11 protein-coding genes are annotated in these 16,315 nt (G+C 41.2%); all 11 read left to right on the top strand.

Annotated features, from left to right (window positions below; all coding sequences use genetic code 11):
* Positions 1-6: 6 nt before the first annotated feature.
* The 11 genes from V7077_RS13700 (at position 7) to nagA (ending at position 16,234) form a co-directional block, all read left to right on the top strand.
* Positions 7-654 carry a D-sedoheptulose-7-phosphate isomerase gene (locus tag V7077_RS13700; protein WP_335502415.1) on the top strand — a complete coding sequence of 216 codons (648 nt, stop codon included), beginning with the start codon at positions 7-9 and terminating at the stop codon, positions 652-654.
* A complete protein-coding gene (locus tag V7077_RS13695; RefSeq protein ID WP_335502413.1) occupies positions 651-1,628 on the top strand; it encodes an ROK family protein in 978 nt (325 codons plus the stop codon). The genes V7077_RS13700 and V7077_RS13695 overlap by 4 nt, the downstream gene beginning before the upstream one ends.
* A 44-nt stretch (positions 1,629-1,672) precedes the next feature.
* Positions 1,673-3,826, top strand: a complete 2,154-nt coding sequence (locus V7077_RS13690; protein WP_335502411.1) for a Sip1-related alpha-galactosidase — start codon at positions 1,673-1,675, stop codon at positions 3,824-3,826.
* 19 nt (positions 3,827-3,845) lie between these two features.
* A complete protein-coding gene (locus V7077_RS13685; protein WP_335502409.1) occupies positions 3,846-6,995 on the top strand; it encodes an FAD-dependent oxidoreductase in 3,150 nt (1,049 codons plus the stop codon).
* Positions 6,996-7,090: 95 nt separating this feature from the next.
* Positions 7,091-8,434 (top strand): GH1 family beta-glucosidase, encoded by a 1,344-nt coding sequence (locus V7077_RS13680; RefSeq protein ID WP_335502407.1) that lies wholly within the window; start codon positions 7,091-7,093, stop codon positions 8,432-8,434.
* A gap of 7 nt (positions 8,435-8,441) precedes the next feature.
* The gene (locus V7077_RS13675) at positions 8,442-10,325 is read left to right on the top strand and encodes a beta-N-acetylhexosaminidase (RefSeq protein ID WP_335502405.1); all 1,884 of its coding nucleotides are present in this window, start codon (positions 8,442-8,444) and stop codon (positions 10,323-10,325) included.
* Between the two features lie 11 nt (positions 10,326-10,336).
* Positions 10,337-11,821 (top strand): FGGY-family carbohydrate kinase, encoded by a 1,485-nt coding sequence (locus tag V7077_RS13670; protein WP_335502402.1) that lies wholly within the window; start codon positions 10,337-10,339, stop codon positions 11,819-11,821.
* A 51-nt stretch (positions 11,822-11,872) separates the two neighbouring features.
* On the top strand, positions 11,873-12,952 hold the full coding sequence (locus V7077_RS13665; RefSeq protein ID WP_335502400.1) for a GNAT family N-acetyltransferase: 1,080 nt from the start codon (positions 11,873-11,875) through the stop codon (positions 12,950-12,952).
* A gap of 90 nt (positions 12,953-13,042) precedes the next feature.
* Positions 13,043-13,861 carry a sugar phosphate isomerase/epimerase family protein gene (locus V7077_RS13660; protein ID WP_335502398.1) on the top strand — a complete coding sequence of 273 codons (819 nt, stop codon included), beginning with the start codon at positions 13,043-13,045 and terminating at the stop codon, positions 13,859-13,861.
* Between the two features lie 39 nt (positions 13,862-13,900).
* A complete protein-coding gene (locus V7077_RS13655; protein ID WP_335502396.1) occupies positions 13,901-14,878 on the top strand; it encodes a Gfo/Idh/MocA family protein in 978 nt (325 codons plus the stop codon).
* Between the two features lie 201 nt (positions 14,879-15,079).
* A complete protein-coding gene (gene nagA, locus V7077_RS13650) occupies positions 15,080-16,234 on the top strand; it encodes an N-acetylglucosamine-6-phosphate deacetylase (RefSeq protein WP_335502393.1) in 1,155 nt (384 codons plus the stop codon).
* The last annotated feature ends 81 nt before the right edge of the window (positions 16,235-16,315 follow it).

The raw sequence follows: 16,315 nt of genomic DNA, 5'->3' as shown, positions 1-16,315 counted from the left end.
TTTACCATGAAGACGGAGGTAGCGATGCATGCAAGATTAGCAAAACTATTTGAAAAATATCCGGAGTTAGTAGAATGTCAATCCAGCATTAAAGAAACCTTTGAGGCAATTAAGCGGGCCTATCAGTCTGGCCGGAAGGTGCTCTTGGCTGGTAATGGCGGCAGTGCTGCAGACTGTGAACATGTGGTTGGTGAATTAATGAAGGGCTTTATGTCAAAACGCCCTTTGCCACATGAAATGAAAGAAAGATTAAAGGGTTTTTCTGATGGAGATGATTACTTGGGTGAGAATTTGCAGGGGGCGCTGCCTGCAATCTCGCTTGTCAGTCATACGGCGCTTATGACCGCTTTTGCCAATGATGTCGCTCCTGACATGGTCTTTGCCCAGCAGGTGTATGGATATGGGAAACCTGGGGACGTATTGATCGGTTTTAGCACATCCGGCAATTCCAACAATATCAACCATGCCGTGAAGGTGGCGAAGGCATTGGGATTAGTCACAATCGGTTTCACGGGAAAAAGCGGTGGTGCCTTAAAAACACTATGTGATGTAACCATTTCCGTACCATTTGATTCTACACCTGATATTCAAGAAAGACATCTGCCGATTTACCATACCCTGTGCCTATTGTTAGAGGAGGAATTTTTTGAATGATTCCTGTTTTAGCTGGTTTGGATATAGGCGGTACAAAATGTGCGGTTGTTCTTGGATTAGAAGTCGATAGTGGGATTGAGTTAATCGCCAAAAAAAGCTTTCCAACACCGGACACACCTGAAAAAGCACTGGAATTGATGATGGATGAATTAGAAAAATTACTATTTGACCAAGAGGAACTTAAATTAATAGCGATTGGAATCAGCTGTGGTGGTCCGCTCGATAGTAAAAGAGGACTGATCCTGTCTCCGCCAAATTTGCCGCATTGGGACTCTATCGATTGTCTTACTCCGTTAAAACATCGTTTTAAGGTTCCAGTCGCTGTACAAAATGATGCAAATGCCTGTGCCTTGGCTGAATGGAAATGGGGAGCAGGAAAAGGCACGAATAACATGATTTTTCTTACCTTTGGTACGGGAATGGGCGCTGGCTTCATTTTAGATGGACGTTTATATTCCGGAACCAATGATATGGCAGGAGAAGTAGGCCATGTACGACTAGAATCTGACGGCCCGACCGGTTATGGGAAATCAGGTTCATTCGAAGGATTCTGCAGTGGGGGCGGCATTGCGCGTCTGTCTCAAACAATGGTAAAAGAGTGGTTCGCGGAAGGCAAAGTTACATCGATCTGTTCTTCTTCGGAAGATATTGAATCGATTACGGCAAAAACCGTGGGAGAAGCCGCTCAAGCAGGAGATGAGCTGGCGAGAGAAATTTATAAAGTAGTTGGACAGAATTTAGGACGGGGACTTGCATTCTTGGTGGACATTTTAAATCCTGAAAAGATTGTGATTGGCAGTATTTATTTAAGACAGAAAGAATTATTAAAGCCATTTGTGATCGAAGAACTTCAAAAAGAGGCACTTCCCTATTCCCTTGAGGTGTGCAGTGTTGTTCCTTCAGGTTTAAAAGAGAATGTTGGAGATTTAGCTTCTCTTTCCGTTGCCAGATACGCGTTAGACATAAAAGGGTAAAGGGGCTTCGGCCTGCCGCTAAAAAGGAATAAAGGAGTGTTACGATGTTTCAATTCCAGCAAATTCAAGATGAACTAAAATGTTTGGTAAATAATGAGACGATTATTTACGGAATTTTAGTTTCTGCCAATCTTACTGATCAATCAAATCTAGGTTTAAATTTTAAAGCATCAGAGGAGAGCACGGGGGAAGATCCTCTTGGTGTTTATAGAGAATATCGATATCAATTTCATGATGATGGAGAGATGATATCCGCAACGTTACGATTTCGATGCTACCATTCATTCATAGCAGCTTTCGTAGATTCAGCTATAAAAAATGAAGAATTATTTAAAAAACAAATGTTTTTTTCACCGCATAATGCGGTCAATCTTACCATTAAAAATATCCCTGAGCCATATGAGATTATTGCAAATTACCAGCATAAGGACTGGTGGACACGCCCATTTTTTACAAAAAATATCCGTGAGGTTCCGGAACGGACACAGTCCCTGCTTTTAAAAAAAGAACAAAGATATTATCATTTCCTGCCAGTTTGTGATGAAGTGACACGGACAGATGTAAAGGGCTCGGAACAAGGCTTGCAGATCTCTATTTCACCATTCCATGGGGGCTATGATCAATTATCAACCCTTGCTTTTGTTTTAGGTACTGCAAATAATCCGTTCGAATTAGTTAATCAAAATGTTAAAGCGGCCATAAAAACTGCTGGACAAAATACTAGACCAAGAGAGGAAAAAAAGTACCCTGAAATTTTGGATTACTTGGGCTGGTGCAGCTGGGATGCCTTTTATCATTCAGTAAATGAGGCAGGGATTCTGGCAAAAGCAGATGAGTTGAAGGAAAAGAAGCTCCCTGTTAAATGGATGATGATTGATGACGGCTGGTCTGAGGTTAACGGGAAAAAACTGCAGTCATTTAACGCTGACCAAGAGAAATTTCCGAATGGATTATCCAATACCGTTTCATTATTAAAAGAAGATTATGGTGTGAGCTGGGTTGGAGTATGGCACACTCTTGCAGGATACTGGGAAGGGATTGCACCAGAAGGTCCACTAGCTAAGTCGTTAGACAAGCATCTATATAAAACAAAGAATGGGAGTCTCATACCTTCACCAAAAGCAGAAGAAGGATTTGGTTTTTGGCACGCCTGGCATTCAAAGTTGAAAAAAGATGGAATTGATTTTGTAAAGGTAGACAGCCAAAGTGCGATCTTAAACTTCATGGTGAATAACCAAGCTGTTGGCGAGGCAGCAAGTGGGGCACATTCAGCTTTAGAAGCATCCTGCTCCTTACATTTTGATAATACCGTGATCAATTGTATGGGGATGGCAGCGGAAAATATTTGGCACCGTCCTTACTCCTCTGTTTCAAGGAATAGTGATGACTTTGTCCCGCAAGAAACAAATAGTTTCAAAGAACATGCTTTACAAAATGCCTATAACTCCTTCTATCACGGGGAATTTTATTGGGGTGATTGGGATATGTATTGGACGCAAAACCATGATGACTTACAAAATATGATCTTACGCGTGATTAGCGGAGGCCCCATTTATTTTAGTGATGCCGTAAATCAAACCAATGCTGACAATATTTGGCCGCTCATTTATCAGGATGGAAGAATTATTCGTTGTGAACAGCCTGGCGTTCCAACTGAGGATTGTCTATTTATCGATCCAATTAAAACAAAAGCACCGTTAAAAATATGGAATACCTGTAAAGGCACGGGAGTTGTCGCAGCATTTCATCTTCATGAAGAGTCCGAATCTGTTCATGGTTTGATCGGACCAAGTGATGTTCCAAATCTCGATGGTGAGCGGTTTGTTATTTTTGACGTGATGACAAGACGGCAATGGACTGTGAACAAAGATGATAGGATTAGCATCGAATTAGCCGAAAACGGCGTATCCTTATATTTAATTATTCCGATACAGGATTCTGTTACACCGGTTGGCCTTTTAAATAAGCTTATCTGTCAAGATGGGATCGTAAATGTTTGGAATAATGAGAACTCACTTAAGATTATCATTAAAGAAGGGGGAGTTTTTGGATGGGTGTCTGAAAACGAACCTAAGAAAGTAACAGTGAACGGTAAAGACGTAATGATTCTACAAGACCCGGCAAATGAACAGCTTTATACCATTAATTGTTCTAATATCCAAGGCGAAGTCCTGATTGAGATTGAAGAGGCTCACTAATTAGAGGGGGTCAGTCATTATGAAAAATCAGCAATTGCCCGCTCAAAGTATCCCTATCTTAGCAGAGATTGATGTCACCGTTATTGGTGGAACCTTTGCTGGTTTGGCAAGTGCCTTACAATTCGCGAATCAAGGTAAACGAGTAATCGTAGTCGAACCAAGGACCTATTTAGGGAGTGAAATGACTGCAGCACTTTCTCCTTGGATGAATCCATCTGAGCAGATATCTTCTAAATTAATAAAAATATGTAAAGAGAGTTGCGGAAAAACAGTATCTTTTGGAAGTTCTGATTGGTTCGTATTCCATCTCGACAAATTGAAAAGTAAGCTTGAAGAGGAATTGTTAGAAGCAGGTGTTCAATTATTATATGCATCGCTGCCAATCGGTCTTACTCGTTCTCAGGAAAATGGGAATGGTTTAGTTATTGCCAATAAATCTGGCAGACAATTAATTGAGTGTAAGGGAATCGTGGATGCGACTGAAACAGCGATCACCACATTTTTGTCAGGTCAGCCAATCAAACCAGCAGGTAAAGATAAAGGGACTTACAAACGTGTAGTAGAGTTTACAAATGTGCTGGAGATAGTTCAACAAGAAATTCCAGTACCCGCATCATTAGGAATTAGGGAGAATAAAGTGATTCTCTACCCCGGTTTTCATGAAAATGGCCATTACTATGTTGAATACCAAATGGTATTAGAAGTGGATAACAGTTTAGAAGGAAATCGACTTCGTGAAACTGCTGCACAAAAACTGGGAATTTCTCTTGCGGAATATTTAGTCCATGAGGTTCCATCCTTCCATAAAGCGCTGCTGTGTTCAAGTTCTAATGAACTAAAAGGGCCGTATATGGTGGATGAAGCAGAATCGGGTATCCATGCTCGACAACATATACAAATTGAAAACTTAGCGATTAACCATCCTAACACATGGTGCTTTTATCAGGATTTTTATAAAAATAACAATCAGGGTTGGCTTAACCCTGTCACAGCTGCAACTTATGGTGAACAGTTTGCAGATTTAGTAAAAGACTTCATCTTAGAAGAACAGGGCCCCATTCAGATAAATCGGTCTGTATCAGAAATCGATTCTGAATATGATATAAAAATTCCAGTTGATTATGTAGAACAGAATCTTAATTTTGGGAACGTTCCTAGTCAAGAGATTTCCTTATTGAAAACAACCGACGTACTCGTTTGCGGCGGCGGCTCTAGCGGCGGCCCAGCCGCGATTGTATCCGCACAAGAAGGAATGAATACGATATTGGTTGATCTTAACCCAGGTCTTGGCGGGACTGGTACTTTCGGCGGCGTTGACAGTTATTGGTTTGGGAAACGTCATGGGTATGCTGAGAGGATAACGAAGCTGGTTCATGATGTCCAGAAAAGAATTAAATATAAGGGTTATAAATGGAATATTGAAGCGAAAAAATACGCGCTTTTACAAACTGCTGATGACTTAGGAATCGAGATGCTCTTCAACACGATTACTTTTGGGGCTGTCATAAAGGGCTCTCGTGTATGCGGCTGTATTACGGCAACCAGATGGGGAGTATGTTCGATTATAGCGGACTGTGTGATTGATGCCACTGGTGATGGGGATGTTGTTTCCTTTGCGGGCGCAGAATTCGTTTATGGTTCTGTCCGCGACAATCTCGTCATGTGGTATTCGCTGGCACAATATAATTCACCGGGCAAATTACAAAATAATTTTACTAGTATGGTGAATGTGGCAGATGTGCGGGATTATACAAGAGCAATTTTGGCGGGCAGAAGAAGATGGAGTATCGATGTTGATGGATGCCATGATCATGGGGTCTATGTTGCTCCCCGTGAAAGCCGCCATATTGTTGGCGACGTTGTCATGAAGATAAGCGACCAATTGCTGCAGCGAAGCTGGCCAGATGTCATTAATATTCATTTTAGCAACCATGATATAAAAGGAATCAGTGAGGCAAACTGGGTACATTCCGGTTTAATCCCGCCAAACCTTGAAATTGAAATCCCTTATCGGCTGCTGCTGCCAAAAGGGCTTGAAGGAATACTAGTGGCAGGAAAAGCGATATCTGCAACCCATGATGCCCTGCCTGCAATCCGGATGCAATCAGATTTGGAAAATTTGGGTGGTATTGCAGGTCTTGCTGCTGCGATGGCTGTGAAAGAAGGCAAATTTCCACGACAGCTTGACTATCCGCTTTTACAGGAAAGAATCGTGAAGGAAGGGCTTCTGTCCGAACGGATTTTGACGAGGAAACTGAAGCCGATTCATTACACTGATGAAGAACTTTTGTCACTAATTCATTCTATCGAAGTGGACGAACCATTATATGAATATTCCAATATGAGGATGAATGAAATCTATCAAAACCGAATACCGTTTGTTGAAATTTGTTCGGTCGGAAAACGAATCATTCCCTTTTTAGAAAAAGCACATGAAGAGGCAGAAGGGGTTCGGAAAGTTCGAATTGCACAAGCTCTGGCGATTTATGAGTCAACAGTTGGTGTACCGACATTAATTTCCGAAATCATGACCTTGCTTCAAGGTGAGGGGCTGCCGAAAAGAACGGCGAATATTTTGTATGTAACCATGCCGCCTGACCATGGTGCCATGCCGGATGTTTGTTATTTACTCTATTCCCTGGGTCTTCCTAGGGATAAGCGAAGCATCGAGGTCTGGCAAAAGGTGGCGGAATTACTAGATCCCTCCGAGGAAGATTTTAAAGATTCGATGTCGGGAATCTTCTATTATATCCATGCCGTTTCGATTGGTGCTGAGAGATTAGGCAGCCAGGATGCTATACCAGTCCTGAAACAGTTACTACAAATTCCATTTGTAAATCATCAACATTGTTATCAGGGCCATCAAGCAGATTACTTTCTTGAAAGGCGTTCTATCCTTGAATTGGCGATAGGGAGAGCATTAGCAAGATGCGGAAGTAAAAAAGGGTATCAAATCTTAATCCGTTATCTGGATGATGTTCGTTCCCTGCTTAGCAAGCAGGCTCATTCAGAATTAAAGAGATTAAGTGGACTCCATTTAAGAATGGACAAACAGAGTTGGTCCGACTGGCTTGAAAAAGTAAAAGCAAGCATCACTCCCGAGCCCTATATTTATCAGACCGATCTAGCAGATGAAAATGAAATCATTTTAAGGAAAGTAATTTCTTAGTTTAACAGAACAGGCATGATGGATCTCTTACTAAATGGGATATAAAAGCATGCCTACCTTCATTGAATAATAGAATCGAAAAGAGGTTAACAATCATGGCAATTATTACGTTTCCGAATGATTTCCACTTCGGGGTGTCCACGGCTGCCTATCAAATTGAGGGAGCCTATAACGAAGATGGCAGAGGCATGTCGATTTGGGATACCTTTAGCCGGATTCCAGGTAAGGTCAGAAACGGGGACAACGGTGATATCGCATGTGATAGCTATCATCGTATGGATGAAGATATTGCTTTATTAAAAGAATTAGGTGTAAACACGTATCGTTTTTCCATTTCATGGCCAAGAATTTTTCCAACTGGCAGAGGAGAGGTCAATCCAAAAGGTCTTGAACACTATCATCGATTTGTTGACAAGCTGTTAGAAAACGGAATTGAACCGCTTTGTACCATTTATCATTGGGACCTACCGCAGGCACTTCAAGATGAAGGCGGCTGGAAGAATCGTCAAACAATTGAAGCATTCGTGGAGTACTCAGAATTATTGTTCCGTGAGTTTTCCGGGAAAATCAAATCATGGCTGACGATCAATGAGCCATGGTGTGTGTCGTTCTTAGGTTATTTCATAGGGGAACAAGCACCTGGCGAAAAAAATTTACAAGCGGCTTTAGATGTTGCGCACCACTTATTATTGGCCCACGGAAAAACGGTTAAACGCTTTAAAGAACTCGGAATACCCGGTGAAATTGGTTTTGCACCGAATGTTACCTGGTATGAACCATACAGTAATCGTCCTCGGGATATCGAGGCTTGCCAGCGTATATCTGCGTGGTTCATGGAATGGTTCTTCGATCCTGTTTTCAAAGGTACCTATCCCAAGATATTAGTGGATTGGTTTGCAGAAAAAGGAGCAAAGGTAAACATCGAGGAAGGCGATATGGAGATTATTTCACAGCCGATCGATATTTTGGGCATCAATTATTATACTGGAACGGTTTCCCGTTATAAAGAAGGCCAGGGAACTTTTGATTGTGAGCATATTGATATTGGCTTTGATCATACGGATATCGATTTCACCATTTATCCTGAAGGGTTCTATAAGGTGCTGATGGACATTAAACATAAATATGGTGATGTTCCAATCTACATAACGGAAAATGGAGCCACCTACAATCAGGATCCAGTTGATGGCAGAGTCCGAGACGACAAACGAATTAAATACCTGAAGCAGCACTTAACGCAGATTAGTCGTGCACTTGAGTCAGGTGTTAATTTAAAAGGCTATTGTATTTGGTCCTTGATGGATAATTATGAATGGTCTTATGGCTATAGCATGCGATTCGGTCTTGTCCATGTCGACTACCAGACATTAAAAAGAACGAAAAAAGATAGCTTCTTCTGGTACAGTAAATTGAATCAAAATCATTGGTTTGAGGTGTAGCACTAATATGAAAATTCATTTTCTTGGTGACGTTGAAAGTGTTGGGCAGGGATTAGAGATTATCTGCAATGAGCTGAATATTGAACGTAATGATGATGGTTTTCCTATTCACTTGAAACAAAAGAAAGGGCCATTAGTAGTCAGCTGTACACGAAAGGGCGGCGAAATTTCCTTTCAGGAAAAAATCCACTTCTTCCGTGCATTAGGTTTATGGTTACAGGAATTTAAGGAAAATCAGGAGTTTCATGTAAGTGAAGAGCCTCAATTTAAAACAAATGGCGTTATGGTTGATGTTTCACGCAATGCTGTCATGACCGTTGAAGAGATTCAAACTCTCCTACGAAAGATGGCTTTAATGGGTTTGAATGTCGTCATGATGTATACAGAAGATACGTTTACAGTTGAAAAATACCCTTACTTCGGCTATATGCGCGGTCGTTATAGTGAGAAGGAGTTGGAATTATGTGATGAGTATGCTCATTGCCTTGGGATTGAGATGATTCCATGTATTCAAACACTTGCCCATTTAACCGAGGCATTGAAATGGAATTATGCTGCAAAAATCAAAGATACTCCCGATATTTTGTTGGTTGGCAATCAGGAAACATATGAATTTATTGAAGAGTTATTAAAAGCTGCCTCTAAACCATTTCGAAGTAAGCGTATTCATATTGGTATGGATGAAGCCCACCAGCTTGGCTTAGGAAAATACTTAGAACAGCATGGCTACCAAAAACGCTTTTCAATTATGAATGAACATTTGCAAATCGTGGCAAAACTGGCTGGAAATCTATCATTAAAGCCAATGATTTGGAGTGATATGTATTTCCGCCTGGGATCAAAAACAGGAAATTATTATGACCTGAATACGGAAATACCTGAAGATGTCATTGAATCGATGCCAAACAACGTACAGTTGGTTTATTGGGACTATTACCATACAGACGAAGAATTTTATCGGACTTTTTTACAAAAACACAAAAAGTTCGGCTCTGAACCAATATTTGCCGGCGGTGTCTGGACATGGAACGGGATTGCCCCCAACTATGGTAAAACCATTGCCACCACAATACCAGCACTGAATGCTTGTAAAAAAGAAGGAATTTCCGAAGTTTTTGCAACTATGTGGGGAGATAACGGTGCCGAAACCCATCCATTCACAGGATTGGCCGGTCTGCAGCTGTTTGCAGAACTTGGATATGGAAATGATGTTAGCCAAGAAAGAATGGCAAAACGCTTTGCATTTTGTACGGGCGGAAATTGGGACGATTTTCTTGCGCTAAATGAATTTGATGAGACACCTGGTGTATCAAAAGATAATCTTCATGAATCCCATCCATCAAAATTTTTACTATGGCAGGATGTTTTACTCGGCTTATATGATGCAAATATTCGCTCATTGCCGTTGCAGGAACATTATGCAAACCTTGCATCAAGATTGGATAGAGCGAAGGAAAGGAATAAAAACTGGAAGCAGATTTTTACCTTTTATAAACAGCTTGCAGAGGTTTTAAGTGTAAAAGCCATGTTAGGAACGAAAATAAAAGAAGCTTACGACCGAAACGACAAGGATCAAATCACAAAATTAAAAAACGAAATGCCTGGATTACGAGCTATGGTGGATGATCTACGAAAGCTTCACCGTTCCTTATGGTTTTCAACTATGAAGCCTTTCGGTTGGGAAATCATCGATATTCGCTATGGAGGAGTATTAGCAAGATTAGAATCCGCGGAGTATCGGCTTCAGCAATGGCTGAACGGTGATGCTAATAATATCGAAGAGCTCGAAGAAGAACGCCTTTATTTTGATGCCCCATGGATGATGCCAGAAGGCGCTTTAGGAAGAAATTCTTATCATCGGATTGTTACAGCAGGAACCTTTTCTGGATAGGGGTGTTTATTTTGATTTTAACAATAGATTTAGGTACTACCAATCTTAAAGTAGGTTTATTTGAAGAGAATGGGTCCTTAACAATGGTATCTACGGAGCAAACCCCGTACGTACATCATCCGGAAGGATATACGTATATACCTGCACTTGGGCTATGGAATCAAGTGTCTGGACTCATTCAAAAAACCATTGAGTCCTCTGGCAGTCCAAGAATCAGAGCTGTGAGTATTACAAGTATGGCGGAGAGCGGGCTGTTAATAAACCCAGACAATGGAAGACTTGTTTCAGAAATCATTCCATGGTTTGATCCTTCTTCCATCAAACAAGCAGGTTTTATTGAAGGTGAGATAGACTCGTTTGAACAATTTTGCCAAACAGGGCTCCATGTGTCCTTTAAGCATGGACTTTCTAAACTGCTTTGGCTCCGGGAACGCGATAGTGCTCTCTTCAACAATCAGGTTGTTTGGGTATCAATTTCATCTTTTATCGGGTATTGCTTAACAGGTGTCATTGCAGAGGAACAAAGTTTAGCAGCTCGGACCTTCGTCTATCAAATTGACAGGGGAGAATGGGACAAATCCTTGATTTCTCATTTTGGATTAAGCCCTGAACTGTTCCCTCCTGTCACGCATTGTTTGGAGCCGATTGGAGTGGTGAATGAGGAAAACTGTTATTTAGGATTAAATACCACTACAAATGTCTATATAGCTGGGCATGATCATGTGAGCTCCTCACTCGCTGCAGGAGTGGTTTCACCAGGGAGTGTTTATAATTCCATGGGAACAGCTGAGACCCTAGTCGGTACCTTTAATAAACGGAAGCTAACAAGGAACGATTATCAATCTGGCTTATCGTTCGGTCTGCATCCCCTTAACCAGCTTTATTTTTGGATGGGGGGGCACTCATCATCAGGAGGATCGGTTGAATGGATGCGTGATATTCTCGGGGATGATCGATTAACTTATGCCGAGATTAATCGCTATTTAGAATTGGCAGGTGACGATCCTAGTGGAATCATTTTTTACCCGTATTTAACCGGCCGCGGTGCTCCAGCCCCTAACCCAAATGCAAAAGCAGCTTTCCTTGGACTAAAGAAAAACCATGGGAAAACCGATCTTCTCAAAGCGGTGTTAGAAGGGAATGCCTATCAGATGGAAATGCTTCGTGAGGAAGCGGAAAAAACCAGCGAAATGAAAATTAGTAGAATGAGTGTGATTGGAGGCGGTGTCCGTAATCCTCATTGGATTCAAATAAAAGCTAACATTTCAGGGAATGATCTTGTCTTGCCCAATATTTCAGAAGCGGCGCTGTGTGGTGCTGCATTAATTGGTGCAACAGCTGAAGGGATCTTTTCCTCCTTGGAAGAGGCTGTGGCCAACCTTCGTAAGGAAACGGATAAAATAGTACAGCCAAATAAAGAAATCTATGACTCCTATCGTGATATCTATGAAAATCAGTATAAACCACTTAGCAAACTGATGGATTTAATAACGTAATTTTAATAGAAGAAACAAGGAAACAGTAGATTGCTGAATAGGAGAAAACCAATGATAGAATTTCGATTGTTACACTATGATGAATTCGATCAAGCGATCGCATTAGCTGACAAAACGTTTCGGGATGATGAGCAAATATCGATGGGGGATGCATTTCCCTATGTATTTTCACATGAACTCAGCCAGTCATACGGTGCCTTTATTAACAATGAACTAGTTTCCTTTATTGGGTTAGTCCCTTCCGTTATCCATCTCGAGTCTGCTGAAATTCGGGCATACTCGATTGGCGCGGTTTGTACACACCCAAATCATCGAAAGAAAGGCTTTGCCAGCATTCTTCTAGAAAAGGTTATCGCTCACGTTAAACGGGCGAAAGCTTCTATTTTATTTGTATCCGGAGATTTGCCCATCTATCGAAAAGCGGGCTGTACCTTTTATGGGGAACGGAATGTATACGAATTTCAAAAAGGAGATTTACCAATAGCAGGTGGATATTCGATTCGAGAATTTCTCCCATATGATTGGTTTGAGCTGCGGAAATTAAACGAGGCTCGTAAAGTTTATGTTGATCAAAGTATCTTTGATTTTGCTGTTCTTCATCAATCAAAAGGCTTCGCCAGTATCCATAAGTTGGAACATAAGATTTTAGTAGCAGAATCGGGAAATGAAATAAAAGGGTTTATTGTTCTAGGTGTTCCTAATTCTTCTACTAATCAAACACCTGCCCGCCTGATTGAATGGGGAGGGGACCCTCAAGCGATCCATGCTTTGTTGGCCAATTCTTTTCAACATGGAGTGAATACGTTAAAACTATCCATTCCAACATATGAGACGGAACTAAATGGGCTGCTCGGCTCTTTTGAAAAAACAGTGGCAGCTTTTCCAGGGACCATTAAAATTACTAATCTAAATTTGTTGTTGAAGCAATTACAACCATACTTTAATGGAAAAATAAAGATCGAAAAAGCCGAACAGAATTATATGAAACTGCTATTTCATGATAAGTCACTTGTCGTTGACGATGCTGCCTTGGAAAAAATGATTTTGCAAGGAAATCCTAATTTAGATGCTGATTTACAGGGGATTTTTCCAATTCCACTCCCTTTCCCTGAAGGATTAAATTATGTTTAAACCTTTTTTCTATTAAAAAGCTTTATGTATTAATGGTACGTGACCCCTGTGATTTTCGGATTAATTATAATGAGACAAGAGGTGTTTTTCATGCTTTTAGGTTTTCAAACAGCCAATTATTTTGCTCGATCAACAAACTATCAAACTAGTATGGATGAATGGGGAGCTGCAGAACGAAAAGTGATTGAAAACTTTAGTCTGGCTGAATTCGAGCGGATTTGCCGTGATATTAAAGGAGCAGGGTTTCAACATATAGAGCTTTGGATGGGGCATGCATTTCCTAAGTTTATGACTCCCTATTTGGCAGACGAATTAAAATCGATTTGGCAGCGGAATGGATTAAGTGTCTATTCCTATTCTTGTTCCCTCGGAGATCCGGTAAGGTATCCAAGGTGGACCCGTCTTTGCTTTGAAACTGCGAAAATGCTTGGGATAAACATGATTACAAGCGGAATCTCGAAGGAATCCGCCCCGAGTATATATGGTATGTGTAATGAATACGGATTAAAGGTTGCAGTTGAAAATCATCCGGAGAAAAGTCCTGATGAAATTAAAGCAGTGATTGGGGATTACGGGGATTTAATTGGTGCAGCCGTTGATACAGGCTGGTTTGGTACACAAGGCTACCATGCACCAGAAGCGCTTTGGGAATTAAAAGACAATCTTTTCAATGTTCACTTAAAGGACGTTAGGGAGGCAGGGGAGCATCATCCGGTGGCCTTAGGTTCAGGAATTGCGAATATTGGAGAGTGTGTCCAGGTATTGAAGGAAATCAACTACAATAAAACAGCTTCCATTGAGCAAGAGTCCGGGGACCATGATCCCACAGAAGAGTGCGCCATCGCTCTAAAGTGGATTCAGGAAATGCTTGATGAGAATGCCATGGAAAACCATTCCAGTAGGAACTAACATTTACTATTCATTTTTTTAATTAAGGAGAGGATCACAATGGTACGTTTAGCTGTGGCAGGGTCAGGCTGGCAAGGTCAAGGTCATTTGTCCACCATGAAAGATATTAATGAAATTGAAGTTGTAGGTATTTGTGATTTAAATGATGAAATGTTAACAAAGGCCGTGAACAAATTTGGAGTGAAAGGCTTTCATGACTATGTCGAAATGTTAGAAGAAACAAAGCCGGACGGAGTTATTATCTGTACACCTCCGGAAGTACGTGAGTTCCTCGTACGCGAGGCTGCTGAACGCGGAATTCATTGTTTTATAGAGAAACCGCCTGCCAAAAATCTTGAAATGGCAAAAAAAGTTGATGAAATATTAGATCGAACAGGTGTCATTAACAGTGTTGGGTTTATGTATCGTTATAGCGGCGCAGTTGAGAAGACGAGAGAACTAATTGCAGGTAAAAGGGTGGCATTAGTGCGAAGTGCGATGCTTGATGGGCTGGCACTGAGACCAAACTGGCCGCGATGGTTTTTTGATAAAGAACGTTCTGGCGGACCTGCATTTGACCAAGCCATTCATATCTTTGATTTATCACGATATTTGCTTGGGGAAGTGGACCGGGTAACGGGTTATCAAGACAATCTCGTTGTATCAAAGGCAGATGACTTTACCATTGAAGACAGTTTTAGTGTAACTATGAAATACACTAATGGAATTTTGCAATCACATACACATACGTGGTCATATCCAGGTGTGGTTACGCAAATAGAGTTTATTTCAGATGAACTTCACTTAACTCTTGATCTAGTAAAAGGGGTTGTTAGTGGTAAAGTGGATGAAATCCAAGTCTATTTCGAATCAAACGATGACGCCTTATATCGACTTGAGCTGGAGGCATTTGCAAAGGCCATTGCGGAAAATAATCAAGACGTTGTCCTATCAACCTATAAAGATAGCATTCAATCACTTGAGGTAGCTTTAAAAGTTGTCGAAGCACTTGAAACAGGTATAAAAGTAAAAATCTAATGGAAAAGCTCTGTTAAACGATATTCCGGAACTCCCGCGGAAAGCGAGCTTCTTTCGCTGCAATCAACAGCCAAATTTATCAGAGCCAATGGAAAAAATGCCCTTTCCATATTTCCGGTTTCTCCAGGTGATAGAAGAGGGGGCCTTTCTAAAAATAAGGTATTTTAAATTGCGAAATCCTAATAAGGGGCTATCAAAGTCATGAGTTCTATCTTAATTCGAAACGTTCGTTTGATTGGTGATAAAGAGCCGCAGCCACGGTGTCTTCTCATTCGTAATGGCAAAATAGTATTGGTTCATTCCGAAACAGAATCCTCTATTATAGAAGCTGATTCTGAATTAGATGGAAATGGACATTTTCTTATTCCAGGAATGATCGATGTTCATATTCATGGGGCAGAAGGGTTTGACATGATGGACGGCACCATAGAAAGTGTTGAAGCTGTATCAAAAGCGTGTGCCCGGACCGGATGCACTTCTTTCTTAGCCACTTCGGTATCATCTTCACTGGATGACCTTTTGAAAATGGTTTCTAATGTAAAAAAACTGGAAGGTAAGGAACCAGGAGCTCGGATTGCCGGAATCCATATTGAGGGACCGTATTTGAATGTAAAACGAAAAGGGATGCAAAATGAGTGTTATTTGCGTCATCCTAATCAAGGAGAAATGGAAAAAATCATCCAAAATACAGGTTCGTTACTTAAAATGGTGACGCTAGCACCGGAATTACCAGGCGGGCTTAAAATGATTGGTTTTTTAAGGGAACGAGGAATCATAGCGGCCATCGCCCATTCAGATGCAACCTATGAAGAAGCGAAACAAGCATTTGAAAATGGTGCCAGTCATGTTACCCACTGTTTTAATGGGATGAGACCGATTCATCACCGTGATCCCGGGTTAGTCATAGCGGCATTTGAAGAAAGCAATGTCAGTGTTCAAGCCATTGTAGATGGTGTACACCTTCATCCTGCAATCGTCAGGCTTATCTATAGGGAAAAGGGACCTGACAAAATGGTTTTGATAACAGACGCCCTTCAAGCGATGGGAATGGGGGATGGAACCTATCTATTCGGCGGACATGACGTTACAGTGAGAAACGGGGTTGCAACATTAGTTGATGGGACACTTGCCTCCAGTACGGTAACAATGAATGAGGCATTGGCAAAAACAGTTCAATCCGGGATCCCATTGAGAGATGCCGTTAAGATGGCAACAGAGACACCAGCGGATGTATTGGGGTTAGCAAACAAAGGAAGAATTCAACCAGGAGCCGATGCTGACTTAGTTCTTATGAACGATCAGTTTGAGGTTATATGGACAATGGTTAATGGAAAAATGGTTTATAAGGTAGATTAATTTAACAATCAGGCAGGAGTCCCTTATATGGACAACATGCCTGATTGTAAAAGAAGAGCAAACCCTAAACGCTAAGGCTTA

The sequence above is a fragment of the Neobacillus vireti genome (assembly GCF_036962465.1).
Taxonomy (GTDB): domain Bacteria; phylum Bacillota; class Bacilli; order Bacillales; family Cytobacillaceae; genus Neobacillus; species Neobacillus vireti_B.
The sequence above is the reverse complement of the archived record's forward strand: the minus strand, read 5'-3'. Positions and strand labels throughout refer to the sequence as shown.

Excerpts from the sequence above, each read along its gene's own strand:
- V7077_RS13700 (WP_335502415.1), top strand. The coding sequence starts at position 7 with ATGAAGACGGAGGTAGCGATGCATGCAAGATTAGCAAAACTATTTGAA.
- V7077_RS13695 (WP_335502413.1), top strand. The coding sequence starts at position 651 with ATGATTCCTGTTTTAGCTGGTTTGGATATAGGCGGTACAAAATGTGCG.
- V7077_RS13690 (WP_335502411.1), top strand. The coding sequence starts at position 1,673 with ATGTTTCAATTCCAGCAAATTCAAGATGAACTAAAATGTTTGGTAAAT.
- V7077_RS13685 (WP_335502409.1), top strand. The coding sequence starts at position 3,846 with ATGAAAAATCAGCAATTGCCCGCTCAAAGTATCCCTATCTTAGCAGAG.
- V7077_RS13680 (WP_335502407.1), top strand. The coding sequence starts at position 7,091 with ATGGCAATTATTACGTTTCCGAATGATTTCCACTTCGGGGTGTCCACG.
- V7077_RS13675 (WP_335502405.1), top strand. The coding sequence starts at position 8,442 with ATGAAAATTCATTTTCTTGGTGACGTTGAAAGTGTTGGGCAGGGATTA.
- V7077_RS13665 (WP_335502400.1), top strand. The coding sequence starts at position 11,873 with ATGATAGAATTTCGATTGTTACACTATGATGAATTCGATCAAGCGATC.
- V7077_RS13660 (WP_335502398.1), top strand. The coding sequence starts at position 13,043 with ATGCTTTTAGGTTTTCAAACAGCCAATTATTTTGCTCGATCAACAAAC.
- V7077_RS13655 (WP_335502396.1), top strand. The coding sequence starts at position 13,901 with ATGGTACGTTTAGCTGTGGCAGGGTCAGGCTGGCAAGGTCAAGGTCAT.
- nagA (WP_335502393.1), top strand. The coding sequence starts at position 15,080 with ATGAGTTCTATCTTAATTCGAAACGTTCGTTTGATTGGTGATAAAGAG.